Below are 25,582 nucleotides of genomic sequence, written 5' to 3' on the forward strand. Positions count from 1 at the left end.
CCGCCACCCCGGGTCTTGAAGGAAACGGACACCCTCTACGCTGCCCACCCATGGCCCCGCGACTCCTCGTGTACACCCGCACCACCGCCTACCGCCACGACTCCATCCCGGACGCCGTCGCCGCGCTGCGCACCCTCGACCCGGACGGCCTCGCCGTGGACGCCACCGAGGACCCCGCCGCCCTGGAGGCCGACCTCGCCCCGTACGCGGCGGTCGTCTTCCTCTCCACCAGCGGCGACGTCCTCACCGACGCCGGCCGCGCCCGCCTGGCCGCGTACGTCGACGGCGGCGGCGGCTTCGCCGGGGTGCACGCGGCGACCTGCACCGAATACGGGTGGCCGTACTTCGGCGAACTGCTCGGCGCCCGCTTCACCCGGCACCCCGCCTACCAGCCCGGCCGCGTCGTCGTCGAGGACCGCGCCCACCCCGCCACCGCCCACCTCCCGGCCACCTGGCAGTTCACCGACGAGTGGTACGACTTCGACACCAACCCCCGTGCCACCGCGCACATCCTGCTCCGTGCCGACGAGTCCTCGTACGACGGCGGCAGCATGGGCGCCGACCACCCGCTCGCCTGGTACCGCGAGCAGGGCGCCGGCCGGGTCTTCTACACCGCCCTCGGCCACGCCTCGCCCGCCTACGCCGACCCCGCCTTCCGCGCCCACCTCCTCGGCGGACTGCGCTGGGCGGCCGGCCTCGCTCACCCCTCCGGGGCGTGAGTCACCCGGATCTTGGACTGGCCGTGCGGCAGCCGCTCCCAGTCGTCCATGAACCGGGCCTCGAGACCGTACGTGGCGGCCAGCGCCACCAGCGTCTCCGTGCGGTAGTAGAAGTCCTCGTGCAGCACGTGGTGCTCCTCGCCCTCGGTCCGGTCGAAGGTGAAGTCGAACCAGCCGCCCGGCCTGAGCACCCGGCCGACGTGCGCCAGGCACTCCTCGATCACCGGCAGCGGCGAGTGGGAGAAGACGCTGTGCGCGTGGACGACGTCGAAGTGCGCGTCGGGCAGGAACGCCAGCGTCAGATCGCGGACCGGCGTCAGCGTCGGGAGCCGCTGCTGCAACCCCATCTCCACGACCGTGCCCTGCGCGGCGGCGAGGATGTCGGGGGAGATGTCCAGGCCGTAGTAGTGCCCGGGCTCCAGATGCCGGATGAACCGCCAGCCGGCGCGCAGATTGCCGCAGCCGATCTCCAGCATCCGGTGCTCGGGGCGCAGCCCGTGCCCGACCAGGTAGTCGAACTGCATCGCGCCCAGCGCCAGCCACCGCTCCCGGGTCGGGCTGCCGACCGCCGCGTCCGGGCTCACCTGCGTGTCGGAACGCATCACGGCCCGGTAGTAGTCGACGTGGTCCGGGTATTTGCGGCGCAGCCACATGTCCCGGGTGACGCGCGCCAGATGCCGCGGCACCCGCGCCGGGTGCCGCACGGCGTAGCCCACACGGTGTCCGAAGCTCGCTCGGTTGACGGTGACGTTCTTGGCCGGCACGGGGTCTCCTCGGTCGTTGTCCGGTCGCTGTCTGCCCTGCCAGCCTGGTGCCGCCGACCGCCCGCGCCCGTCGGCCGACCGGATCGGTTCCCGCGACGGCCCGGCGGACACCGGTGTCAACCGATCGGTTGATGCGCACGCCCGTACGGCCCGATAGACACGAAGGACACGAAAGACACGAAGGACACGAACCGAGAGGGAGCGGGAGGACCGGGGGAACGATGGAACAACCGCACGCGGCCGAGCGCGCCGACCCCGACGCGCGCTGGCTCACCGCCGTCCTGCACACCGCGTTCTACGCCCTGCTGTGCTCCTCCTTCGTCCGGTTCGTCACCCACGACCAGGGCGGCGGGGCGCACCGCGTCTGGACGGTGGCGCTGTTCGTGACCTTCCCGCTCCTCTACACGGCCGGCCGGCTGCTGGTGCCCGCACCCGGCACCCCGCCCACCGCGCGGCACCTCGTGTGGCTGGCGGCCGTCACCGCGAACTGGACCGTGCTCCTCGTCCAGGCGCCGAGCGCCACCTGGTGCGCGATGCCCCTGCTCTTCACCGGCCTGCACGCACTGCCCCCGCGTCTCGCCGTACCGCTCGTCGCGCTGCTCACCGCGATGGTCGTCGCCTCGGAGGTACGGTTCTCGCACGGCACGCTCAACCCCAACATGGTCGTCGCCCCGCCGGCCATCGCCGCCGTCGCCACCGCCGTCCTCGTCCACCTCCAGCGCCAGGCGGCGCGCCAACGGCTCCTCATCGACGACCTGGTCCGCACCCGGCGCGACCTGGCGGCCACCGAACGGCGGGCCGGTGTCCTGGCCGAGCGGCAGCGGCTGTCCGCCGAGATCCACGACACGCTCGCCCAGGGACTGTCCAGCCAGCGGATGCTGCTCCAGGCCGCCGAGCGCCTGTGGCGGGCGAACCCGGCGGCGGCCCACGGCCATCTGCGCGAGGCGACGGGCATCACCGCCCGCAACCTCGCCGAGGCACGGCGCCTGGTCCAGGACCTCGGCCCCGCCGACCTCACCGACGACACGCTCCCCGGAGCGCTCCGCGCCCTCACCGTGCGGGAGAACCGGCCCGGTCTCGCCGTGGAGTTCAGGCTCGACGGCACCCCGGGGCCCCTCCCGGACCGCGTCGAGGCGACGCTGCTGCGCATCGCGCAGGGCGCGCTGGCCAACGTGCGCGAGCACGCGGCGGCGACCCGGGCCGCGCTCACGCTCACCTGCCTGGACGACCGGATCGCGCTCGACGTCGCGGACAACGGCCGCGGCTTCGACCCGGCGGCCCGGCCGGACCCCGCCTCCGGCCGCGGCCACGGACTGCCCGCCATGCGGATCAGGGCCCGGCAGGCCGGGGGCACGCTCACCGTGGAATCGGCCCCCGGCGAGGGCACCGTCGTCACCGCCGTCACCCCGCTGACCACCGAGGAGCCCGCCCCATGACCCCCGTACGACTGCTGCTGTGCGACGACCACGCGGTGGTCCGGGCCGGGCTGCGGGCGCTGCTGTCCAGCGCCGACGGGATCGAGGTGGTCGGGGAGGCGGGCAGCGGCGAGGAGGCGCTCGCGCTCGCCGCGCGGCTGCGGCCGGACGTCGTGCTGATGGACCTCCAGCTCGGCGACGGCATCGACGGTGTGACGGCGACGCGCGAGCTGACGTCGGGGGCGGCGGCGCCGCGTGTCCTCGTCCTCACCATGTTCGACACGGACGCCGACATCACGCGGGCCGTCGAGGCGGGGGCCACGGGGTATCTCCTCAAGGCCGAGCGGCCGGAGGAGCTGTTCGCCGCGATCCAACACGCGGCGGCCGGGCGTACGGCGCTGTCGGCGCCGGTCGCCGACCGGCTGCTGGCGCGGCTGCGGGATCCGCGGCCCTCGCTGTCGGAGCGCGAGCGGGAGATCCTCCAGCAGCTGTCGGGGGGTCTGGGGAACCGGGAGATCGCGCGGGCGCTGTTCATCAGTGAGGCGACGGTGAAGACACATCTACAGCGGATCTACGGCAAGTTGGGGGTGGAGACGCGGGCGGGGGCGGTGGCGGTGGCGAAGGAGCGGCGGCTGGTGCGGTAATGGGTCGCGCCCCCGCCGCCCCACAGTCGGCGCGAAATACGATGCAAGGCACACCGGAACCGCACCACCCGCCCGCCCCACCCCGGCAGGAAGGACGCGCGCATGGCCCCCTCCGAACCGCCTGCCAGCCACCACGGCCCTGGGTCCCCGGACCCCGTCGTACGCACGCCCCACGGCCGCGTCCGCGGCCGCTACGAACAGGGCGTCGCCGTCTTCCGCGGCATCCCCTTCGCCGCCCCGCCCTTCGGCCCGCACCGCTTCCGGCCCCCCGTACCGCCCGAGCCGTGGGACGGGATCCGGGACGCCGGCGCCTACGGGCCGACCCCGCCCAAGCCGCCGTACTCCGAGGCGTTCGCCCGCTTCCTCGCGGACCCGGTGGTCGCCGGCGACGACTGCCTCAACCTCAACGTATGGACACCGGAGCCGGGCCGCGGGGCCCGGCTCCCGGTCATGGTGTGGATCCACGGCGGCGCGCTGACCCGCGGCTCCTCCGCCGTCCCCGTCTACGACGGCACGGCGTTCGCCCGCGACGGCGTCGTCCTCGTCTCCTTCAACTACCGCCTGGGCGTGGAGGGTTACGGCCTCTTCCCGGACGCCCCGCCCAACCTCGGCCTGCACGACCAGCTCGCCGCGCTCGAGTGGGTGCGGGCGTCCGTCGAGGAGTTCGGCGGCGACCCGGACCGGGTGACGGTGTTCGGCGAGTCGGCGGGCGCCATCAGCATCGGCGCGCTGCTGGCCGCGCCGCGCGCCGGGGGGCTGTTCCGGCGGGCGGTGCTGCAAAGCGGGCCGCCGGAGGCGACGGACCGGGACAAGGTGCGGAAACTGGTGCGGCGGATGGCCGCGCGGCTCGACGTCCCCGCCACGGCCGCCGCCTTCGCGGACGTGGACCGCACCCGGCTGGCCGAGGCGCAGGCGGAGGCCGGCCGCATGGCGGGACCCATCCTCGGCGGCCCCGCGTTCGGCATCGTCGTCGACGGCGACCTCGTACCCCGCGACCCGCTCGCCGCGCTGGTGGACGGCGCCGCCCGGGACGTACCGCTGCTGATGGGGTGGACCAGCGAGGAGTACCGGCTGTGGATCGCGCCGACGGGGCTGGTCGAGCGCATCGACCGCCTCGGCCCGCTCGCCGTGGCGCTGGCGATGGCCCGCTGCCACTGCGGCCCCGAGGTGATCCGCGGCTACCGGGCCGCACACCCGACGGCCACGACGTCGGAACTGGTCGGCCAGATGGTCACCGACCACCTCCTGCGGGTCCCACTGCACCGCCTGGCGGACGCGCGCACCCCCGGGTCCGCCCCCACCCACGTCTACGAGTTCGCCTGGCGCTCCAACATCCCCGGTCTGGGCGCCTGTCACGCCCTGGAACTCGGCTTCGTCTTCGACGCGGCGGACGTACCGGAGGCGGAACGGCTCGCCGGCCCGGACGCGCCCCGCGAACTGGCGCGGGAGATGCACACCGCCTGGGTACGGTTCGCGGTGGACGGCGACCCCGGCTGGCCGGCCTGGAACGCGTCCCACCCCGTCCGCGTCTTCGGCACGCCCGGACCCCTCGTCGTCCACGGCCCCCGCGACCCCGAAATGACCCTCTGGCAGTCCCAGACCGACCGCCCCGACCCCCACCGCACCCCCCGAAGAACAACCCGCCCACCCCTACGCGTAACGGCCCCTCTGTCAGCGGTCCGCCGCTTCCGCAAGACGTGAGGGGCCGCGACCTGCCAGAGCGCGCAGACGCCAGAGCACACGGAGATCCGGAAATGAGCGAGCCGTTCCCGCCGATCGAGCCCTACGAGACCGGCATGCTCGATGTCGGCGAGGGCAACCTCGTGTACTGGGAGGTCTGCGGCAATCCGGACGGCAAACCGGCCGCGGTCGTCCACGGCGGGCCCGGTTCGGGGTGCGGCGTCCGCGCACGCCAGCACTTCGACCCGGACAGGTACCGCATCGTGCTGTTCGACCAGCGCGGCTGCGGGCGCAGCCGTCCGCACGCGAGTGATCCCGCCACCGACATGCGGCACAACACCACCCAGCACCTGATCGCCGACATGGAGCGGCTGCGTGCGCACCTGGGCATCGAGCGCTGGTTGCTGTACGGCGGCTCGTGGGGCTCCACGCTCATCCTGGCCTACGCCGAGACACACCCGGAGCGGGTGTCGGAGATCGTCGTCTCCGCCGTCACCACCACCCGTCGCTCCGAGATCGACTGGCTCTACCGCGGCGTCGGCCGGTTCTTTCCCGAGCAGTGGGAACGCTTCCTCGCGGGCGCCCCCGGCACCCCGCGCGACGGTGACATCGTCGCGGCCTACGCCCGGCTGATGGAACACCCGGAGGCCGCGGTACGCGAGAAGGCCACGGCCGACTGGTGCGCGTGGGAGGACACGGTCCTGTCCGGGGAGACGAAGGGCACCGCCAACCCGTACGGCGACCGGCCACCGGCCGCGCGACTGGCCCTGGTGCGCATCTGCTCGCACTACTTCTCCCATGGCGCGTGGCTGGAGGAAGGGGCGTTGCTGCGCGACGCCCACCGTCTGGCCGGCATCCCGGGCGTGCTGGTGCACGGCAGGCTCGACATGGGCGGCCCGCTCGACACCGCGTGGGAACTGGCCCGTGCGTGGCCCGACGCGGAGCTGATCGTCGTGGAGGAGGCGGGCCATCTGGGCGGCGACACCACACGCGGCCATGTGCGCGCGGCCCTCGACCGCTTCGCCCACCGGGACGGGGCGCGGTGAGCCGTCCACCGGCCCCCTTCACGCACCCCCACCCCCCACCACCCCCGCGACCCCCCGCACCCCCGCCGGTCCCACGCGGCAGCAGCCGCCGATGAGGTGGGCGCCTGCCTGGTGCCAGTGCTGTACCGCCTCGGGGGTGAAGGTGGTGGGGCCGGTCCAGGTGTGGGTGGTGGGGGTCCAGGTCTCGCCGCTGTTGGGGTAGGCCACGGCCGGCTTGCCGGTCACCCTCGTCGCGGTCGTCACCGCGTGCTCCACGTCCGCCGGGGCGCAGCAGTTGACGCCCACCGCGATGATCTCCTCCGCCTCGGCGGCCAGGGCGAAGGCCTCCTCCAGGGGTTGTCCGGCGCGGGTGCGGTCGCCGTCGATCGTGTACGACAGCCAGGCGGGGACGCCGAGGCCCCGTACCGCGCGGAGCAGGGCCCGGGCCTCGTCCGTGTCCGGGACCGTCTCCAGGGCGAAGACGTCGGGGCGGGCGGCGGCCAGGGTCTCCAGGCGGGGGCGGTGGAAGGCCTCCAGTTCGGGCACCGAGAGGCCGTAGCGGCCGCGGTACTCGGAGCCGTCCGCGAGCATCGCACCGTACGGACCGGCCGATGCCGCCACCCACAAGGGGCGCGACGCCCCTCGTGCGCGGGCCCGGTGCGCGGCGGTGCGCGCCGACTCCACGCTGAGCGTCAGCAGTTCGGCCGTGCGGGCGCGGTCGAAGCCGTACCGTGCGAAGCCCTCGTACGTGGCCTGGTAGCTCGCCGTGATCGCCACGCTCGCGCCCGCCTCGAAGTAGGCCAGGTGGGCGTCGGTGATCGCCTCCGGTGCCTCGGCCAGGAGCCGTGCCGACCACAGTGCGTCGCCGAGGTCGTGCCCGGCCGCCTCCAGCTGGTTGGACAGGCCGCCGTCCAGGACGACGACCGAGGCGGCCAGCGCCTCGGCGAGCGTAGGACGCCGCGTCTCACTGCTCATACGGTTCATTACACCCCAACATGCCGCATACGTTCGGCGCCCGCCGGAGCCAATATCGATCTCCCTCTACAACCAGCGGCGTCACAGCACGCATACTTCTGTTCACCGGGCAACCCGTACACAGGGCTGGTGCGTTCACGTGTTCGTGACGCAGCATCTGATATCGCGTCCGGCACCGGAGGGGCCCGGGCCCGTGCGACGAGCCCGTACGCCGCCCCTCCCCCCGAACCCTGGGGCGTCCCGACCGGAACCGGGGCGCCCCAGGTCCCGTCTCACCGGCCTGCCGGGCCGGAGACCGCGGGCTCGCGTCCCGCCCCGTCCTGCCGCTGGGCCGGCACGGGAAACGTGACCCCGGTGAGCTTCTCGGAGACGGTCCACAGGCGCTGCTGGGTGGCCCGGTCGTAGGAGTCGGGGCTGGAGGTGACCGGCTTGGGGTAGCCGCGGATCTCGCCCCGGTTGCCGGGGCCGTAGTACTGGCCGCCGAGGACGGCCGGATCCGTGGCGGCGCGCAGCGTGGGCAGGGCACCCATCTCCGCCTTCTGGGTGAGCAGCGGCGCGAGCCGGGTGACCGGCACCCGCAGTGCGGCGGGGGTGTTGCGCGCGAGTTCGGTGTTGGACACCCCGGGGTGGGCGGCCACCGCGACCGTCGTGCCGTGCGGGGCGAGCCGGCGCTGTAGTTCGTACGTGAACATCAGATTGGCGAGCTTGGACTGGCCGTAGGCGCCGGTGCGGCTGTACGAGCGTTCCCACTGGAGGTCGTCGAAGTGGATCGCGGCCCGGATCCGGTGGCCGGTGCTGCTGACCGTGACGACCCGCGAGCCGGGGACCGGCAGCAGCCGGTCGAGGAGCAGGCCGGTGAGGGCGAAGTGCCCGAGATGGTTGGTGCCGAACTGGAGCTCGAAGCCGTCGGCGGTGGTCCGCTTCGGCGTGTACATCACACCCGCGTTGTTGATCAGCAGATCGATGCGCGGATGGGCGGCGCGCAGCTCGGCCGCCGCGGAGCGGACCGAGTCCAGGGAGGTCAGGTCGAGGGCCTGGACGGTGACGTCGCCGGAGATGCGGGCCGCCGCCCGCCCGCCCTTCTCGGGGTCGCGGACGGCCAGGACCACCCTCGCCCCGCGCTCCGCGAGCATCCGGGCGGTCTCGAAGCCCAGCCCGGTGTTGGCGCCGGTCACGACCGCCACCCTGCCGTGCTGGTCGGGGATGTGCTGTTCGGTCCAGTCGCCGCTCATGTCGTCCTCCTGCAAGGAACCGCTGGTCTGTTACGGACGAAGCTAAAAGACTGGCGGTCTGTTGTCAAGAGACTGGCGGTCTCTAAGCTAGGCTGAGGTCATGACATTCCAGCGGGCGCGCAGCGAGGAGCAGCGGGAGATCCGCCGCCGGGCCATCCTGGACACGACGGCGGCGATGCTCGACGAGATGCCCGTGGCGGAGGTGAGCCTCAACGAGCTCAGCCGGCGGGTGGGCCTGGCCAAGTCGAACGTCCTGCGCTACTTCGAGTCGCGCGAGGCGGTACTGCTCGAACTGCTGGACGACTTCCTGGGCAACTGGCTGGCCGAGCTGACGGACGAGCTGGCCGCCGGCATCGACGCCGACGCGGCACCGGACGTACGGGCGACCCGGCTGGCCGAACTCCTCAGCCGGTCACTGGCGAAACACAAGGTGCTCTGCGACCTCTTCGGCGCGCAGGGCGGCGTCCTGGAACACAACGTCTCGGTCGAGGTGGTCAAGCGGCACAAGCGCGCCTCCCTCGCCCGGCTCGAGGACATGACCGCGCTCGTCCGCCGCCACGTGCCCGAACTCGGCGCCGACGCGCAGCTGTTCTGCCTGATGATCCTCGTCTCGGCGGGCGCCCTGTCGTCCTACGTCCCGCCGCCGCCCAGCCTCCTGGCCGCCTACGCGGACGAACCCGCCCTCGGCGCGCTCCACCTGGACCTGCCCGACGCCCTGCGGGTCTCCTTCACCGCGATGCTCCTGGGTGTGCTGCCCCGCGGCTGAACCTTCCCGGCGCGGCCGGAACGGCGGCCGGCGCCGGGCGCCGCGTCACCGCCCGCCGGCCACCGCCGCCTCCCTGGGCCAGTGCTCCAGCGCCACGTGCAGCGCGTCCACCGCCTTGTCCCAGGAGGCCCGTACGTCACGCGGATCGGCGAAGCCGCCCGCCGCCTCCAGCGCGCAGTACCCGTGGAAGGTGGCACGCAACAGCCGTACGGCGTCGGTGAGATCGGGCTCGTCGAGACCGTACGCCCGCAGCATCCCGTACGTGATCTCGGCGGTGCGCCGCATCGCGGGGGAGTCGGGGACGACCTCCGGGTCGATCCGGGTCTGCATCGCCGCGTACCGCCCGGGATGCCGCAGCGCGTACTCCCGGTAGGCCCCGGCGAACGCCGCCAGCGCCTCGCGCCCGGCGCGCCCGGCCACGGCGTCGGCGATCTCGTCGATCATCTCGCCCCCGGCGAGCAGCGCGAGTCGCGTCCGCAGCTCCCGCAGGCCGCGCACATGCGCGTACAGACTGGCGTCCTTCACCCCGAACCGCCGCGCCAGCGCGGACAGCGTGACCTCCTCGAAGCCCACCTCGTCGGCGAGTTCGGCGGCGGCCACGACCAGCCGCTCGACACTGATCCCGGCACGGGCCATGAACACCCTTCCCACGACGGACGACGACCAGGGCCGAGGTTATCGCCCGCGGGGCGGTCCCTGAGCCGTGGACCGGATCGGCCTCACCCGCCCAGTACCGACTCCACGAACGCGTTGCGGAACGTGCCGTCCGGGTCCAGCTCCGCCGCCAGCGCGGCGAAGTCGGCGAGCCGCGGGTAGAGCGCGCGCAGGGCCGCCGGCCCGGTGGTGAAGACCTTGCCCCAGTGCGGGCGGGCGTCGAACGGCTCCAGGGCCGCCTCGAGACGGCGCACCACCGGCAGCACCAGCTCCGTGTCCTCCACCCACGTGAAGTGGAAGGCGACCGAGTCACGGCCGTACGCCGGGCCGAGCCACTGGGGGTCGGCGGCGATCGTGCGGATCTCGCAGGTTTGCAGTACCGGGGCGAGCGTGTCCCGGATCGCGTCCAGGGCGTGCAGTCCCGCCGTCGCGTGCTCCCGGGGCAGCAGGTACTCCGACTGCAACTCGGCGCCGCTGCTCGGGGTGAACTCCGCCCGGAAGTGCGGCAGCCGCTCGTGCCAGGGGCCCGGCACCCCGAACTGCTCGGTGCAGTTGACCGCCGGCATGCCCGGCACCGGGTGCATCTTCTCGGTGGCCGGGGCCGCCCACGGGAACTCCACCGGCGCCTGGTCCGTGCGCCGCTTCAGCCACACCTGGCGGAACCCCGGCGCCCGCCAGTCGGTGAACAGACTCACGCTGTACGCCGACGCCGCCACCGTCTCGAAGTCCAGCCCCGCCAGCGGCAGCTCGGTGAAGACGTGCTGCGCCACCTCGTACGCCGGCTCCAGATCGAGGGTGAGCGCGGTCACCACGCCGAGCGCGCCGAGCGAGGTCACCGCCCCGTCGAAGCGCGGGTCGCCCCGGCCGATGACGACCGTCGAGCCGTCCGCCGTGACCAGCTCGACCTCCCGCACCGTCGCGGCGAGCGGCCCGTTGGCCACCCCCGAGCCGTGCGTCCCGGTGGCCACCGAACCCGCCACCGAGATGTGCGGCAGCGACGCCATGTTCGGCAGCGCCAGCCCGTGCGCGTGCACCACCCGCGCCAGCTCCGCGTACCGCACCCCGCCCCCGACCCGCACCGTACGGGCCGCCGTGTCCACCGCCACCTCGGACGGCAGCGCGTCCAGCGACAGCAGGACACCGTCCGCGCCGGGCTCGGCGATCTCGTTGAACGAGTGCCCGCTGCCCAGCACCCGCAGCCGCGCGCTGTCCGCGACGACGGCCCGCAGCGCGTCGAGCGTGCCCGGCCGGTGCAGCTCCTTGGCCGTGTACGTGATGTTGCCGGCCCAGTTGGTGACCGTGTCCCTCGTCACTGTGGTTCCTCCGGGAAAGTCCCTGCGGCGCTGGTCGCCGCCGTACGCACCTTCTCACCCGCCCCCGGCGCGCGGGGACCCGGTACCGGCACCGGGCGAGCGGGGGCATACCGTGAGGAGCGGAACGTCCGACCAGGGAGGAGACAACGGATGGGCAGCCGCACCGCGCTGGTCGAGGATCTGCTGGAACGGTTCGCGCACGTGCCGCGCGAGGCCGTCTTCAAGGAGGACCTGCTCAGAGGCGGGGTCGCCTTCGACGCGTCCGCGCTCAGCGACAACGAGAGCGGGGACGTCAAACCGAAGTCGTACTTCATCTTCTCCTTCGACCACGGCACCCTCCCCGAGCTGGGCGAGGCCGCGCTGCGCCGTCCGCCGGAGGAGATCATCCTCACCGGCGGCCCCTACGACCTGCGCCGCACCGTCGTCTCGGTGCGGGTGAACCCCTCCTCGCCGTACCGGGTCGCCGCCGGCGAGGACGGCATGCTCGGGCTGTACCTCGACGGGAAGCGGATCGCCGACGTCGGCGTGCCGCCCATGCCGGAGTACTACCGGCACACCCTCTCCAACGGGAAGTCGGTCATGGAGGTGGCCCCCACCATCCAGTGGGGCTACCTGATCTACCTCACCGTCTTCCGCGTCTGCCAGTACTTCGGCGCCAAGGAGGAGTGCCAGTACTGCGACATCAACCACAACTGGCGCCAGCACAAGGCGGCCGGCCGCCCCTACACCGGGGTCAAGGACGTCGAGGAGGTGCTGGAGGCGCTGGAGATCATCGACAAGTACGACACCGCCAAGGCCTCCACCGCCTACACCCTCACCGGCGGCGCCATCACCAAGACGGTCTCGGGCCGCGACGAGGCCGACTTCTACGGCCACTACGCCAAGGCCATCGAGGAGCGCTTCCCCGGCCGCTGGATCGGCAAGGTCGTCGCCCAGGCGCTGCCCAAGCCGGACGTGCAGCGGTTCAAGGACTACGGCGTCCAGATCTACCACCCCAACTTCGAGGTGTGGGACGAGTACCTGTTCAAGATGTACTGCCCCGGCAAGGAGCGGTACGTCGGCCGCGACGAGTGGCACAGGCGCATCCTCGACTCCGCCGACGTCTTCGGCGCGCGCAACGTGATCCCGAACTTCGTGGCCGGCGTGGAGATGGCCGAGCCGTTCGGCTTCAAGACCGTCGACGAGGCGATCGCGTCGACGACGGAGGGCCTGCGCTTCTTCATGTCGCACGGCATCACGCCCCGATTCACCACCTGGTGCCCCGAGCCGACGACCCCGCTCGGCAAGGCCAACCCGAACGGTGCGCCGCTGGAGTACCACATCCGGCTCCTGGAGGCGTACCGGCAGACGATGGAGGACTTCGGGCTCTCCTCGCCTCCCGGGTACGGGCCGCCCGGGCCGGGCAACGCGGTCTTCTCCGTCAGCTCGTTCATGGACAGCCTGCCGGCGGAGCGGACGGCCGAGGTCTGAGAGGCGGGCCGGTCCCGGCTCCGGCCGGGGCCGGCTTTCCCACCGGACGGCGCCGGGACGGCGCGTGCCGTACCCGGATGCGCTGCTTGTCAGTTGTGCGGGAAGCGTGAAAAGCTCGGGCACTGTCGTGAGACGCCCGCCAACTCCCGTACGCAAAGGGCACGTTGGGTTTGCTTGTGGAAGCAGGCAAGTGGGAACAGCCGTTGACGCAGGAGCCCTCATGCCCGACCTGCCGACCCCCCGGGACGCCGCCGAGGCCGCAGAGTTCTCGGAGCTCTGGGACGCGGTCCTGTCCTACGCCGACCTGTGCACGTCGGGCTCGGCGGCCGGCGCGCAGCTGGCGAGGGAGGCGTTCACCCGGGGCATGCACGAGGCGCGGGCCGCCGAGTCCACGGCACGGGGCGCCGGGCGCCGCATCCCGCGGCTGCCGCGCATTCCGCTGCTGCTCACGGTCGTGCGTACGACCGCCGCCGACTGGGAGGCCCGGGGGCTCGGCCACCGGCTCGACCCCGATCTGCGGCTGTGGCTGCACTCCGAGAAGGCCGCGCGGTACACCGGGCCGCCGCTGCGCCGCCCGCTCGCCCTGCGCGCGCTGCGCGACATGCAGGAGCCGGACGCGGCGCTGCTGTGGCTCGCCGAGGCCGAGTCGCTGCCCCTGCCGCACGTGGCCCGCCGGCTGGGCCTCGACCCGTCGGCCGCCGCCGAGGAACTGGACCAGGTGCGGGCGCTGTTCCGCGACCGTTGCCATCGCAACCACCTCGACACGCCCCTGGACGCGGAGTGCCGCGCCTACGCCGGCCTGCTCGACGCGGTCTCCCGGGCGCCCGGCACGGACACCCCCGAGGACCTCTCGCGGCACCTGGCCACGTGCGTGGAGTGCGCCGAGGCCGCCGCGTGTCTGCGGGCCTCCGGCGGCGGACTGCCGGTCGCGCTGGTCGGCGGGGTGATCGGCTGGGGCGGGCTCGCCTATCTGGAGCGGCGGCGCCGGGCGGCGGAGGCGGGGCTGAGCGGCGGCCGGGTGGACGCGGCGGCCGACACCGGGCTCGCGGTCGGCACCGCCGCCCGGCCCCGGATCGGCCGTACCGGCATCCTGGTCGGGGCGGTGCTCGTCTCGGCGCTGGCACTGACGGTGTCCCTGTTGCAGGTCGGTACGCCCGGCGAGAACGTCGCCGCCCGCGACACGGCGGGCGGACACCCCGCGGCCGACCCCTCGTTCTCCGCCCCGCCCACCGCCCGGCCCCCGCACGGCGCGGACACCCCGGCTGTCTCCTCCACCTCCCGCCCGGCGGAGCCCACCGCTACGACGGCGACGCGGGGCGACCGCGACACCGAGCCCCAGGGCGAACCGTCCGGCACGCTCCGGGAGACCTCGGGCGCCGGCTCCGCCGCCCCGGCGGCGGGCTGCGAGGTGGCCTACGACGTCGTCGACGAGTGGCCGGACGGCTTCCAGGCCACCGTCACCGTCACCTCCCGGGCGACGCTCCACGACTGGCGGGTGGCCTGGACGTTCGGCGGCGGCCAACGCGTCACACAGATGTGGGACGCGTCGGTCACCCAGCACGGCACGAGGGTGACGGCCACGGCCGCCGACTACAACCGGAACGTCACCGCAGGCGGCACCTTCGCCTTCGGCTTCCTCGGCTCCCGCGGCGACGCCGACCCGGCCCCGTACGGCTTCACCCTGAACGGGGAGAGCTGCGGCGTGGCGGGCTGAGGGACGGGCGCCCGGAACAGCGAAGCCGTCCCGAGTACCCGCCTCACCGGCCGGGGGGCTCTGCGCGGGTCCCGCGACGCGCTACAGGATCTCGACGGCGTGCACGTGCGGCGGGTTGTTGGGGAAGGTGATGATGAAGTGCTTGGGATAGGAGATGACGGCACCGTTGTCGTCGTAGTACTTCACCGCGTTGTTCCCGGTCGAGATCTTGTTGACGATCACGGTGCCACCGAAGTAGTAGTAGCCCTTGTTCGCGAAGCACGTCACCCCGGGAACTATCACGCCTCCGGGCAACAGGATGGGGTTGCTGTACACCTCGAGGTAGTCGGACGGGCCGCAGTCCACGCGGCTGATGGCGTGGGCGCTGCCGGTGGGGACCACGGCCGCCATGATGGCGGCGGCAGCGACGGGAAGGGCGAGACGCAGTTTCCTAGACAGCATTTCTGACTCCTTTTTGGGGCCCGGAATGTGACGTGACTGCTGTGCGGCGACGACGCTAAAAGTGACATCACCGCACCGTCAAGGACGGTTTCCCGCAGGGGTGTCCCGGTTGCCTCGTGCTCACCTCCCGGACGCCTTCGGCCTGCGGTGATGTGACATTTCCGCGTCGGCGCCGACGCGCTCGACCCGTGCGTGCGACGTGGAGACGGCACCGCCCGGCGGTCGATATGTGGCCGGTTCCTTTCGTTTCTCGACGAGCGTTGCCCGTACATCTGCACTTTTTCCTCGGGCGATGACCGGGAGGGCAATATTGAGGGACAAACGGGCGGCCGACGCCACACTCGACCGGTCGGCGGAAGTTACGGAATGAGCGGTTGAGCCGGGCTCGGCTTCTGAATTCTCGCCGAATATTTCAGCCCGCGTCGCGTTCGAAAGGGTTCTCATGGGCCGTCACGGAGCTGTTCCCGGGTGACGTCGGCGCGGTGGCGGGCCGACCGAGTCGCTCTGCGATGTCCGGGCGGGGCCGAGCCGACCACCGCTCGGCCGGGGCCGGCCGCGGTGGGGTGGAAAAACTGTGGCGCGTCCCCGGCGCGGGCGGCTAGGGTCGCGTTCGTTCCTGCGGCCGCCCCGTGCCGTGGGCGTGCGCGATGTGATCCAGGAGGTGTTGACCGATGACTGTCGTTGCGGTGGGCGTTGCCCGCATCCGGAAGTTCGTCAAGTCCACCTCCGTGGTCGCCGGCTGAGCCGACTTCTCCTTTCCGCGTCCGAGTACGCGGCGCCGGGACCACCCATGTGAAGGGTTTCCCTTGTCTTCCTCTTCTCTTTCCTCTCTTTCGCGCTCGGCCTCGTCGCACCCGCTGGCCCCCTATGGCTGGGACGCCGACTGGGAAGCCGAGTTCGCCCCGTACGCCGAGCAGGGGTTGCTGCCCGGGCGGGTCGTGCGTGTCGACCGGGGGCAGTGCGACGTCGTCACGGCGGGCGGCGTGCTGCGGGCCGACACCGCGTTCGTCACGCCGCACGATCCGCTGCGGGTCGTGTGCACCGGTGACTGGGTCGCCGTCGAGCCCGCCGGTGATCCGCGGTATGTGCGGACGTATCTGCCGCGACGGTCGGCGTTCGTGCGGTCGACCTCGTCCAAGCGGTCCGAGGGGCAGGTGCTCGCGGCCAACGTGGACCACGCCATCGTCGCCGTGTCGCTGGCCGCGGAGCTCGATCTCGCGCGGATCGAACGGTTCCTGGCGCTCGCCTGGGAGTCCGGGGCGCAGCCCCTCGTCGTCCTGACCAAGGCCGATCTCGTGGCCGACCCCGTGACGTTGTCCCACCTCGTCGAGGACGTGGAGAGGGCCGCGCCCGGGGTGCGGGTATGCGCCGTCAGTTCGCTGGACGGGGACGGGCTCGACGTGCTCGGGGCCGTCGTCGCGGGCGGCACCGCCGTGCTGCTCGGGCAGTCCGGGGCCGGCAAGTCCACGCTCGCCAACGCGCTGGTCGGCGAGGACGTCATGCGGGTCCACGCCATCCGTGACGTGGACGGCAAGGGGCGTCATACGACCACCACGCGCAACCTGCTCGTCCTCCCCGGCGGCGGCGTCCTCATCGACACCCCCGGGCTTCGCGGGGTCGGGCTGTGGGACGCCGGGACAGGGGTCGGCCAGGTGTTCGCCGAGATCGAGGAGCTGGCACGGGAGTGCCGGTTCCACGACTGCGCGCACGGTGCCGAGCCCGGCTGCGCCGTGCTGGCCGCGCTCGACGACGGCCGGCTGGCGCAGCGGCGGCTGGACAGCTACCGCAAGCTCCAGCGCGAGAACCAGTGGATCGTCGCCAAGACCGACGCGCGGGCCCGGGCGGAGCTGCGCCGGGACTGGAAGCGGAAGGGGGCACAGGGGCGCGCCGCGATGGAGTTCAAGCGGGGGCGGCACGCCTGACGCCGACGGTGCGGTGACGGGTGGGTGGTCCGGCGGAGCTTGTCAGTGCCGGTGACGGTTGGGTGGTCCGGCGGGCTCGTCAGTGCCGGGCCACCCAGCCCCGTTCGTAGGCCTGCCAGCCCAGTTGGAGCCGGGTCGTCACCCCGGCGATCTCCATCAGGTGCCGCACCCGGCGCTGCACCGTGCGCAGGCCCAGGTCCAGCTGTTTCGCCACGCTCGCGTCGGTCAGGCCGGCCAGGAGCAGGGACAGGATCTCCAGGTCCGTGCCGTCGGGGCCCTCCGGTTCCTGCTCCCGCACGGTGCCGTCGCCGCCCAGGCGCAGCGGCAGCGCCTCCCGCCACACCGTCTCGAACAGTCCCGACAGCACCTCGAGCAGGCCGCTGGCGTGCACCACCAGCGCCGCCGGTTCCGCGCCGGGGAAGGAGATCAGCGGCACCATGGCCAGCGTGCCGTCGGCGACGACCAGCTTCGTCGGGACGCGCTCGGCGACCCGTACGCGCTCGTCCCGGCCCAGCGCGGCCGACAGCTCGCCGACCGCCGCCGGGCCGTCGAGCACCGCGCGCTCCACCACCACGCGGTAGCGCACGCCCCGCGTGGCGGCCTGCTCCTCCGCGTGGTTCTCGGCGGCCGTGACGGCCATCGGCGCGCCGGTGACCAGCGCGCGGACCTCCTCCGTCGCGCCCAGCTGGAGCTGGAGGAACCGCTGCGCGACCGCCGCCGCGCCGGTCACCACCTCCACCAGGTCGTGCACCGTCGGCTCCGCCGCCCGCGCCCGGTACTCCTCTGCCAGCAGCGCCGCCGTCAGCTCCGCCTTCTCCAGCTCGTGCCGGTGCTGGGTGAGCAGCGCGCCGAGCGCGACGCCGGGCGGGGCGGCCACCCAGCGGCCGGGGCGGGAGGAGGACTGGGCGGCGAGCCCGTGCCGCTCCAGACGGCGCAGGGCGCGCTCCGTGTCGTGCTCGCCGAGGGCGAGCCGCCGGGCCAGATCGGGGACGTCGGCGGCGCCCACCGACACCAGGGCGCGGTACGCCGCCTCGTGCGTCTCGTCCAGACCTATCGCTGCGAGCATGCGGCGACGTCCCTCCCGGGGTTGCGTGGTGCGGTGCGGGTGCGGTTCGGATTGCTTGCGTGGCGGGAAACTGCCATGACGCAAACCCGCCCTCCAACATCATCGCCGTACCGGCGTTCACTCTGACAAGGTGGCGCCACCGCCGGTCGTACGGGGCTGTTCAGGTGTCCCGTACGGGGCGGGTGGCGCGCGGCGGTTCCTGCGTGGTCCGGGGCCGGCCCACAGCTCGTTCCCAGCCGCGCGCGTCATGCTCGGCGGGTGGGATCCCGACCGGGTCCGCCGACGCCGCCGGGCGGTCCTCCCGTGGGGGGTGGGGCCGTCCGGCGGTGCGGGGTGGCCGCCCGTCATGCGCCGGGCGCCCTGCGGTTTTTGCGGATGCGCCGTTTTCGAGCGGGTCCCGCGGGCGACAATTGGGGGCATGAGCCAGCAGGGGGAGAGCCGGAAGCGGCCCACCGGCCGGGAGCGGCCCACCGGCCGGGAGGACGACTGGTGGGGGGAGCTGTACGACGGCTCCGCGGACGATGCGGGGCCGAGTGCGGCGGGCGACTCGCTGGACGACCGGTTCGCCTCGGCGGGGGCGGTCGTGGAGGACGGCGACGGGGCGCGGGCGGCTCCGCCGGAGCGTGCGGTGCTCCGCCCCCAGGGCGGTTCCGGGGCTCCCGCCCCCGACCCCGAGGGGGCTCCGCCCCCTGGACCCCCGGGGACTGCGCCCCCTCGCCCCCCGGCGGACACCCCGCCCGCGCCCCCTCCGGCGCCCACCCACGTCGGCTCCGGACCCCCCACCTACGACCCCGAACCCGCCGCGCTGCCGCTCGCCGAGCCGGACGCGCTCGGGGACGTCGTCGCGGACACCGTGCTCGACGGGGCCCGGTACGGCACCCGCACCCTGCGGGCCGTCTCGCTGCGCGGGGACTCCGCCCGGTTCCGCGGGGAACCGCGGCGGGACGCGCTGCTCACCGCCCGCTTCGGCGGCGGCGACGACGCGCTCGTGTTCGTCGCCATGGCCACCGGCGCCCGCGCCACCCCCGGCGCCCACCGCGCCGCCGCCGAGGCGTGCCGGCACCTCGGCCGCGCCGTCGGGCGCAGTCACGCGCGGCTCGCCGAGGACCTCCGCGCGGGCCGCCGCGGCGACCTGAAACCGGGGCTCCAGCGGCTCACCGACCGCTCCCTCGGCCGGCTCCGCGCCGACGCCGCCGAGCGGGGCGCGGACCCGGACACGTACATCGCCGCCCTGCGCTGTCTGCTCCTCCCGGCCGACCCGGCCTGCCGCAACCGCGTCTTCTTCGGCGTCGGCGACGGCGGACTGTTCCGGCTGCGGGACGGCGAGTGGCAGGACATCGAGCCGGCGCCCCGGGCCGGGGAGGACGCCGACGGGGCCGCCGAAGGGTCCGGCGGCGACCGGCTCACCGTCGACCTCGGCATCGCCGCCCCGCCGAGCCCGTACCGGCCCGCCCCCGAACCGCCCCGCGCCCCGTTCCGCTTCCGCGCCTCGCTCGCCCACCCGGGCGACGTCCTGCTGCTGTGCACTGCCGGGCTCGCCGACCCCCTGCGCGGCGAGCCGGAGCTGACCCGGCACCTGACGGACCGCTGGACCGGCGACGAACCCCCGGGCCTCGCCGCCTTCCTCGCCGACGCGCAGGTCCGCGTCAAGGGCTACGCCGACGACCGCACGGCGGCCGCGGTCTGGGAGGGGTAGCAGCTCCCGCGTAGCTCTCACGCCCCGCCCGGCGCCCCGCGGAGTCGCGGCACCCCGGCCGGTGTGGATGGATGGACTGCGGGCACCCCGTGACGTGCCCGCGTCCGCGTGCGGTGCCCGCACCGCCGTCACTCCACGCCGACCGACCCGCCAACTCGAAGGGCACGAGGACCATGGCCAAGCAGAACGTCGCCGAGCAGTTCGTCGACATCCTGGCGCGCGCCGGGGTCGAGCGGTTGTACGGGGTGGTCGGGGACAGCCTGAACCCCGTCGTGGACGCCGTGCGCCGGCACTCCGGCATCGACTGGGTGCATGTGCGGCACGAGGAGACCGCCGCCTTCGCGGCCGGCGCCGAGGCCCAGATCACCGGGCGGCTGGCCGCCTGCGCCGGCTCCTGCGGGCCCGGCAATCTGCACCTCATCAACGGGCTCTACGACGCCCACCGCTCCATGGCGCCCGTCCTCGCTCTCGCCTCGCAGATCCCCTCCAGCGAGATCGGCCTCGGCTACTTCCAGGAGACCCACCCCGACCAGCTGTTCCGCGAGTGCAGCCACTACAGCGAGCTGATCTCCAACCCCCGGCAGATGCCCCGGCTGCTACAGACCGCCATCCAGCACGCGGTCGGCCAGGGCGGGGTGAGCGTCGTGTCGCTGCCGGGCGACATCGCCGATCTGCCCGCGCCCGAGCGGGCCGCCGAGAGCGCGCTGGTCACCTCCCGGCCCACCGTCCGCCCCGGTGACGCCGAGATCGACCGGTTGGTCGCCATGATCGATGCCGCCGACCGGGTCACCCTCTTCTGCGGCAGCGGCACCGCAGGGGCGCACGCCGAGGTGATGGAGTTCGCCGGACGGATCAAGGCGCCCGTCGGGCACGCGCTGCGAGGCAAGGAGTGGATCCAGTACGACAATCCTTTCGATGTGGGGATGAGCGGGCTGCTCGGGTACGGGGCCGCCTACGAGGCCACCCACGAGTGCGAGCTGCTGATCCTGCTCGGCACCGACTTCCCGTACAACGCCTTCCTGCCCAACGATGTGAAGATCGCCCAGGTCGACGTACGCCCGGAACACCTCGGGCGCCGCTCCAAGCTGGACCTCGCGGTCTGGGGCGACGTACGGGAGACCCTGCGCTGTCTGATCCCGCGGGTGAAGGAGAAGAAGAACCGCCGCTTCCTGGACCGGATGCTGAAGAAGCACGCCGACGCGCTGGAAGGGGTCGTCAAGGCCTACACCCGCAAGGTCGACAAGCACGTTCCGATCCACCCCGAGTACGTGGCCGCCGTCGTCGACGAACTCGCCGACGACGACGCCGTGTTCACCGTCGACACGGGGATGTGCAACGTGTGGGCCGCGCGGTACGTCTCGCCCAACGGCCGCCGCCGGATCATCGGTTCGTTCTCGCACGGCTCCATGGCCAACGCGCTGCCCATGGCGATCGGCGCGCAGTTCACCGACCGGCGGCGGCAGGTGCTCTCGCTCTCCGGCGACGGCGGGTTCAGCATGCTGATGGGCGACTTCCTCACCCTCGTCCAGTACGACCTGCCGGTGAAGGTCGTGCTGTTCAACAACTCCTCGCTCAGCATGGTGGAGTTGGAGATGCTGGTCGCCGGGCTCCCCTCGCACGGCACCACCAACAAGAACCCCGACTTCGCCGCCGTGGCCCGGGCCTGCGGGGCGTACGGGGTCCGGGTCGAGAAGCCCAAGGACCTCCCCGGTGCGCTGAAGGACGCCTTCCGGCACAAGGGCCCGGCCCTCGTCGACGTCGTCACCGACCCCAACGCCCTGTCGATCCCGCCGAAGATCAGCGCCGAGATGGTGACCGGGTTCGCACTGTCGGCCTCGAAGATCGTCCTCGACGGCGGCGTCGGCCGCATGGTGCAGATGGCCCGCTCCAATCTGCGCAATGTCCCGCGCCCCTGAGGACTTGACCGACCGTCAGGACTGGCCGGCTGAACCGCCGGGCATGCATCCCCGTGAACGTGTTCGAGGGCCGAGAGCGACCACGACCGCGAACCACGGTGACGTACGACGGGGACCCGGGGGATGACCATGAACAGGCAGACGGTGGCGGAGTTACGCGGCGCCAGGAGCCGGACGGGGGACGACCGGTTGCTGCGCGAAGTGGGCGCAGCGGACCTGCGGTCCGTCGCCGAAGTACGGCACGCGCTGCGCGCGTTGCTGGACGGCCGTGCGGAGCCGGACCGTTCCGCCACCGCCGAGCTGCTGACCAGCGAACTCCTCGCCAACGCACTCGTGCACACCGACGGGGAGGCGGTCGTCACGGCCGTCGTCTCCGGGCGCCGACTGCGCGTGGAGGTACGGGACTTCGCGGAACGGGGCGGCGGCATCGGCGGCGTCGGCGCCGTGGCCCGGTCCGCTTCCGCGGCGGACGACGAGGAGGCCGGGCAGCGGACGAGCGGCCGGGGACTGCTCCTGGTGCGTGCCCTCGCCGACGCCTGGGGCGTCCGCGCGCACGACGTGGGCAAGTCGGTCTGGTTCGAGCTGGAGGGGCTGACGGGGGCCGAGGGGCTGCGACTGGACGGGGACGCGGCCTGAGGGTTCAGGCCGCGTCCCCGTGGCAGTACTGGCTCACCGCGTGGCGGCGCTCAGCCGAACTGCTGCTCCAGGTCCTTGAGCTTGCGCTCCAGCGAGTCGAGCCGGGGGAGGGCCTGTGTGTCGTCCTCCGAGGTGAGGTCGACGGTGACGGACTCCGCGCCACCGGGCCGGACGGGCTGCAAGGAAGGGCGGGCGGCACGCGCGGGCAGCTCCGCCTTGGATATCGCGGGGTCCGCCTGGGCGGGGGCCCGCTCCACCTCGACGGTGTGACCGCCGCCTCCACCGCCGCCGCCCCGGCCGGGCAGCCCGCGGTGACCGCGGCTGATCGCCTTCAGATGCGCGCGGTCCAGCTTCTCCTGCTCGCGCCGGCGCAGCCGGTTCTGCTCCTTCTGGCGCTGGTCCTCGCGGACCTCCTCGACGGCCTCGTCCAGGCTCCGCACGCCCTCCAGCAGCATCAGCGACCACGCCTTGTACGTCTCACGGGGCGCCCGCAGCCAGCGGACGACACGGATCTGCGGCAGCGGCCGCGGCACCAGGCCCTGCTCGCGCAGGGCGGCCCGGCGGGTCTGCTTCAGCGCACGGTCGAACAGCACGGCCGCGGAAAGGGACATGCCGGAGAAGAACTGCGGTGCGCCCGCGTGGTCGATGCCCCTGGGCGCGTGCACCCAGTTGAACCAGGCGGCGGCACCGGCGAACGTCCACACCAGTATCCGGGAGCCGAGCGCCGCGTCGCCGTGGCTGGCCTCGCGCACCGCGAGCACGGAGCAGAACATGGCCGCGCCGTCCAGGCCGAACGGGACGAGGTACTCCCAGCCGCCGGTGAGGCCGAGGTTCTGCTGGCCGAAGCCGACCAGGCCGTGGAAGGAAAGGGCGGCGGCGACCGCCGCACAGCAGAACAGCAGCACGTAGGAGGCGGTGCCGTACAGGGCCTCCTTGCGCCTGCGGCGCTCCTCGGCACGCTCCCACGAGTCGTCCGCGCTCGCGCTCTCCCCGGAGGTGCGCTTGCCGCGCGCCAGCACCGCCACCGCCGCCAGCATGCCCAGGAGCAGTACGCCGCCCGGCAGCAACCAGTTCAGCGATATGTCGGTCAATCTCATCTGGGGTCCCTTGCATTGGGATAGGGCGTAACGCCCGCCATAGTGGCCCACTCCCGAGGGCCCTCAGGGGGTTTCGGGGCAAGAGGCCGCCAAGGAGGTGCAAGGGGATGCCCAGGGCGGCGTTCTGCTCGAACTGCCGCGTGAGGGGCGGGAGTTGAGTTCGAATAAGACTACCCGTACGGGTGGTTCCACGGAAAGTTCCTGCGCGGGGTGAGGATTTTGTGAACTACCTGTGATCTGCGCGGGGTTCCGAGACCTGCCCGACGGTCCGGACCGGTGGGACCGGGCCGGTGGGTCCTGTTCGAAGTGGATCTTACTGACGTGGATCTTACGGCACGCGAAGGCCCGCCCTCGTCCGGGGCGGGCCTGGGGGGAGCGAAGGGTGAGGGTGCCTCAGGCGGCCGCCCCGGCCGTCAACTTGGCGACGCGGTCCTCGTCGCAGGTGCGGGGGCAGGTGGCGCAGGTGTCCCGCGGTTCCAGCGTGTAGTAGAGGCAGCAGCTCACCCGGTCCCGGGTGGTCAGCGGCTCCCCCCGGGGGCCGGTCAGTTCACGGAACGCGGGGGTGCCGGCGTACGGCTTCTCCGTGCCCGGCAGCAGCGCCTCCAGCTCGCGCATGGCCCGCCGCTCCTCGCCGAGCAGATCGCCGACGTACCAGAGCCCTTCCGTTATCTCGTCCGTCGCCATGCCCCACAGACCCCGGCCGCGCCGCCGCATCACCGGGCCGAAGGCGCCGAGCACCGGCTCCAGATGCGCGGCCACCGCCGACCGCAGCTCCGCGCGCAGCGCCTCCTCGTCCCGGACGACACGGGCGCCGGGCGTCGCGGCCGCCGGGTCGCCGGGCAGGCAGGCGAAGCCGGCGGGGCGCGCGGCGAGCCGGCTGTGCTCGCGGTCGTGGGCGACCCGCTCCACGGGCAGGTACGGCACCCGGCGGTGCAGGAACCAGGGGAGGGTGAAGAGGAGGCAGGCGGGCCAGGCGTAGCGGTGCAGGCCGAAGCCGGCCACGACGTCCGGGCGGCCGGGCCGGCCGTGGTCCCGCAGGATCTGCTCCCTGTCCCAGGCCAGGTAGCCGTCCAGCGCCTCGGGGTCCCGCGCGAGCGCCGCCGCGGTGACCCAGCCGTCGCCCTCGGGCAGCGGCTCGTCCGGTCCGAGCGCGGTGACGGTCATCCAGGGGAGCACCTCGGCCATCCGGTCGTACGACTCGGCGAGGACGGCCGCGGCGGTGACGACCGGCGCGGTGGCCTCCGTGACGGTGTGGTCGGCGGGGCGGGTGGCCGTGGACAGCAGCATGCGTTACCACCGTATTCGCGGGGCGTGCAGAGGTAAGGCTTACCTTAGCGCACCTGTGGTCGCTTTGACCTGAGGGCGGGGGCGCCTATGGTTCTCCACGACTGGTGACAAAGGCGCGGCTATGCCGTCAATCGGTGCCGTGTGCCGTCAAGTCCGTTAGGAGCGCCCCGTGGAACAGGCCGCCTCACGTCGTCGTACCGCCGACAGCCTCGGGTCCACGGAATCCCGCCCTCCGGAGCCGAGGGCGGCGGCGCGGGCGCGGGCCGCCGGGTCCGGGCTCGTGCGTCCCGTGTCCGAGGGGCCGGCAGGGGGCCCGGCCGAGGGGGCCGCCCGGGGTGAGCACACGCACGGTGAGTCCCCGATTCCGCTGCCGCGGCGGTCCGTCGTACGGCGCTCCTCGGTGCGGGGGCAGGTGCTGGACGCGTTGCGGGCGGCGCTGGTCGGCGGGGAGCTGGCGCCGGGGGAGGTGTACTCGGCGCCCGTGCTGGGCGAGCGTTTCGGGGTCTCCGCGACGCCGGTGCGCGAGGCGATGCAGCAGCTCGCGCTGGAGGGCGCAATCGAGGTGGTGCCCAACCGGGGGTTCCGGGTGGTCGAGCGGTGCGACCGGGAGCTGGACGAGCTGGCGGAGATACGGGCGTTGCTGGAGGTGCCGGTGGTGCTGCGGCTCGCCCGTACGGTGCCGGCGGGGCGGTGGGCGGAGCTGCGGCCGCTGGCGGAGGCGACGGTACGGGTTGCCTCCGGCGGTGATGTGGCGGGGTATGCGGAGGCGGACCGGGCGTTTCACCGGGCGGTGCTGGGGCTGACGGGCAACGAGCAGTTGGTGCGGCTCGCGGATGACTTGCAGCGGAGGGCGCAGTGGCCCGTGGCACGGCGTGGGGGAGCCGGCGCGGGGGCGCGCCACGGGCGTGCGTCGCTCGTCGCGGACGCGGCGGAGCACACGGCGTTGCTGGACGCGTTGATCGCGCAGGACGCGGGGGTGGTGGGGGCGTTGGTGGCGGACCACTTCGGCACGGCGGGGAGCATGTGACCGCGGTCACGAGCGGGCGGTGACCTTTTCCGGCGGGGGTGCGGGTGCGGGTGTGGGTGCGGGTGCCCTCCGGGCGGGGCGGGGCGGGGCGGGGGGGGGCGGGGGGGGGAGGGGGGGGGGGTC

General features: G+C 73.5%; 22 protein-coding genes. 13 read left to right on the plus strand and 9 right to left on the minus strand.

What is annotated here, in order from left to right:
• Nucleotides 1-50 precede the first annotated feature (50 nt).
• Complete coding sequence (locus IO29_RS35100) at nucleotides 51-719, plus strand: ThuA domain-containing protein (RefSeq protein WP_030383087.1); 669 nt, start codon at nucleotides 51-53, stop codon at nucleotides 717-719.
• Here the strand turns inward: IO29_RS35100 and IO29_RS35105 are convergent.
• Complete coding sequence (locus IO29_RS35105; RefSeq protein ID WP_030383086.1) at nucleotides 701-1,483, minus strand: class I SAM-dependent methyltransferase; 783 nt, start codon at nucleotides 1,481-1,483, stop codon at nucleotides 701-703. The two genes, IO29_RS35100 and IO29_RS35105, sit on opposite strands and share 19 nt — an antisense overlap.
• A 221-nt stretch (nucleotides 1,484-1,704) precedes the next feature.
• Between IO29_RS35105 and IO29_RS35110 the strand changes: the two genes are divergently transcribed.
• The 4 genes from IO29_RS35110 (at nucleotide 1,705) to pip (ending at nucleotide 6,268) form a co-directional block, all read left to right on the plus strand.
• Nucleotides 1,705-2,919 (plus strand): sensor histidine kinase, encoded by a 1,215-nt coding sequence (locus tag IO29_RS35110; RefSeq protein WP_030383085.1) that lies wholly within the window; start codon nucleotides 1,705-1,707, stop codon nucleotides 2,917-2,919.
• A complete protein-coding gene (locus IO29_RS35115) occupies nucleotides 2,916-3,542 on the plus strand; it encodes a response regulator (protein ID WP_030383084.1) in 627 nt (208 codons plus the stop codon). Before IO29_RS35110 ends, IO29_RS35115 begins: the two co-directional genes overlap by 4 nt.
• 102 nt (nucleotides 3,543-3,644) lie before the next feature.
• Nucleotides 3,645-5,243, plus strand: a complete 1,599-nt coding sequence (locus IO29_RS35120) for a carboxylesterase/lipase family protein (RefSeq protein ID WP_030383083.1) — start codon at nucleotides 3,645-3,647, stop codon at nucleotides 5,241-5,243.
• Nucleotides 5,244-5,296: 53 nt separating this feature from the next.
• Nucleotides 5,297-6,268: a prolyl aminopeptidase gene (gene pip / locus IO29_RS35125; RefSeq protein WP_030383082.1), complete on the plus strand. Its 972-nt coding sequence runs from the start codon at nucleotides 5,297-5,299 to the stop codon at nucleotides 6,266-6,268.
• Nucleotides 6,269-6,286: 18 nt separating this feature from the next.
• Here the strand turns inward: pip and mmuM are convergent, their stop codons facing one another.
• Together mmuM and IO29_RS35135 are read right to left on the minus strand one after the other, a co-directional pair.
• Nucleotides 6,287-7,222 carry a homocysteine S-methyltransferase gene (gene mmuM / locus IO29_RS35130; protein ID WP_030994008.1) on the minus strand — a complete coding sequence of 312 codons (936 nt, stop codon included), beginning with the start codon at nucleotides 7,220-7,222 and terminating at the stop codon, nucleotides 6,287-6,289.
• A gap of 272 nt (nucleotides 7,223-7,494) precedes the next feature.
• On the minus strand, nucleotides 7,495-8,454 hold the full coding sequence (locus IO29_RS35135; RefSeq protein ID WP_051707921.1) for an SDR family NAD(P)-dependent oxidoreductase: 960 nt from the start codon (nucleotides 8,452-8,454) through the stop codon (nucleotides 7,495-7,497).
• A gap of 100 nt (nucleotides 8,455-8,554) precedes the next feature.
• Here IO29_RS35135 and IO29_RS35140 point away from each other — a divergent pair, with 100 nt between their 5' ends.
• A complete protein-coding gene (locus tag IO29_RS35140) occupies nucleotides 8,555-9,220 on the plus strand; it encodes a TetR/AcrR family transcriptional regulator (protein ID WP_030383104.1) in 666 nt (221 codons plus the stop codon).
• A 45-nt stretch (nucleotides 9,221-9,265) separates the two neighbouring features.
• Here the strand turns inward: IO29_RS35140 and IO29_RS35145 are convergent, their stop codons facing one another.
• Both IO29_RS35145 and IO29_RS35150 read right to left on the minus strand, forming a co-directional pair.
• A complete protein-coding gene (locus IO29_RS35145; RefSeq protein WP_030383105.1) occupies nucleotides 9,266-9,856 on the minus strand; it encodes a TetR/AcrR family transcriptional regulator in 591 nt (196 codons plus the stop codon).
• An 83-nt stretch (nucleotides 9,857-9,939) separates the two neighbouring features.
• A complete protein-coding gene (locus IO29_RS35150) occupies nucleotides 9,940-11,187 on the minus strand; it encodes an FAD-binding protein (protein ID WP_030383106.1) in 1,248 nt (415 codons plus the stop codon).
• A 150-nt stretch (nucleotides 11,188-11,337) separates the two neighbouring features.
• Between IO29_RS35150 and IO29_RS35155 the strand changes: the two genes are divergently transcribed.
• The gene (locus IO29_RS35155) at nucleotides 11,338-12,657 is read left to right on the plus strand and encodes a radical SAM protein (RefSeq protein WP_030383107.1); all 1,320 of its coding nucleotides are present in this window, start codon (nucleotides 11,338-11,340) and stop codon (nucleotides 12,655-12,657) included.
• A gap of 220 nt (nucleotides 12,658-12,877) precedes the next feature.
• Nucleotides 12,878-14,371 (plus strand): cellulose-binding domain-containing protein, encoded by a 1,494-nt coding sequence (locus IO29_RS35160; RefSeq protein WP_030383108.1) that lies wholly within the window; start codon nucleotides 12,878-12,880, stop codon nucleotides 14,369-14,371.
• 81 nt (nucleotides 14,372-14,452) lie between these two features.
• Here the strand turns inward: IO29_RS35160 and IO29_RS35165 are convergent, their stop codons facing one another.
• Entirely contained in the window at nucleotides 14,453-14,812 is a 360-nt protein-coding gene (locus IO29_RS35165) for a beta/gamma crystallin domain-containing protein (RefSeq protein WP_030383109.1), read from the minus strand.
• An 806-nt stretch (nucleotides 14,813-15,618) separates the two neighbouring features.
• Here IO29_RS35165 and rsgA point away from each other — a divergent pair.
• Nucleotides 15,619-16,734 carry a ribosome small subunit-dependent GTPase A gene (gene rsgA, locus IO29_RS35170; RefSeq protein ID WP_030383110.1) on the plus strand — a complete coding sequence of 372 codons (1,116 nt, stop codon included), beginning with the start codon at nucleotides 15,619-15,621 and terminating at the stop codon, nucleotides 16,732-16,734.
• Between the two features lie 79 nt (nucleotides 16,735-16,813).
• Here the strand turns inward: rsgA and IO29_RS35175 are convergent, their stop codons facing one another.
• Nucleotides 16,814-17,800, minus strand: a complete 987-nt coding sequence (locus tag IO29_RS35175) for a helix-turn-helix domain-containing protein (RefSeq protein ID WP_030383111.1) — start codon at nucleotides 17,798-17,800, stop codon at nucleotides 16,814-16,816.
• Between the two features lie 418 nt (nucleotides 17,801-18,218).
• Here IO29_RS35175 and IO29_RS35180 point away from each other — a divergent pair, with 418 nt between their 5' ends.
• From IO29_RS35180 to IO29_RS35190, 3 genes are all read left to right on the plus strand, one after another.
• Nucleotides 18,219-19,496 (plus strand): protein phosphatase 2C domain-containing protein, encoded by a 1,278-nt coding sequence (locus tag IO29_RS35180; RefSeq protein WP_030383112.1) that lies wholly within the window; start codon nucleotides 18,219-18,221, stop codon nucleotides 19,494-19,496.
• A gap of 173 nt (nucleotides 19,497-19,669) precedes the next feature.
• Nucleotides 19,670-21,412 carry a pyruvate dehydrogenase gene (locus IO29_RS35185; RefSeq protein ID WP_030383113.1) on the plus strand — a complete coding sequence of 581 codons (1,743 nt, stop codon included), beginning with the start codon at nucleotides 19,670-19,672 and terminating at the stop codon, nucleotides 21,410-21,412.
• 129 nt (nucleotides 21,413-21,541) lie between these two features.
• Nucleotides 21,542-22,048: an ATP-binding protein gene (locus tag IO29_RS35190; protein ID WP_063738135.1), complete on the plus strand. Its 507-nt coding sequence runs from the start codon at nucleotides 21,542-21,544 to the stop codon at nucleotides 22,046-22,048.
• Nucleotides 22,049-22,098: 50 nt separating this feature from the next.
• On the opposite strand, the gene IO29_RS35195 is transcribed toward IO29_RS35190, so the two are convergent.
• Together IO29_RS35195 and IO29_RS35200 are read right to left on the minus strand one after the other, a co-directional pair.
• A complete protein-coding gene (locus IO29_RS35195; RefSeq protein ID WP_030383115.1) occupies nucleotides 22,099-23,145 on the minus strand; it encodes a DUF2637 domain-containing protein in 1,047 nt (348 codons plus the stop codon).
• A 393-nt stretch (nucleotides 23,146-23,538) separates the two neighbouring features.
• A complete protein-coding gene (locus tag IO29_RS35200) occupies nucleotides 23,539-24,432 on the minus strand; it encodes a (2Fe-2S)-binding protein (RefSeq protein WP_030383116.1) in 894 nt (297 codons plus the stop codon).
• 169 nt (nucleotides 24,433-24,601) lie between these two features.
• Between IO29_RS35200 and IO29_RS35205 the strand changes: the two genes are divergently transcribed.
• On the plus strand, nucleotides 24,602-25,459 hold the full coding sequence (locus IO29_RS35205; RefSeq protein ID WP_030383117.1) for a GntR family transcriptional regulator: 858 nt from the start codon (nucleotides 24,602-24,604) through the stop codon (nucleotides 25,457-25,459).
• The last annotated feature ends 123 nt before the right edge of the window (nucleotides 25,460-25,582 follow it).

This window comes from Streptomyces sp. NRRL F-6676 (genome assembly GCF_000725625.1).
Taxonomy (GTDB): domain Bacteria; phylum Actinomycetota; class Actinomycetes; order Streptomycetales; family Streptomycetaceae; genus Streptomyces.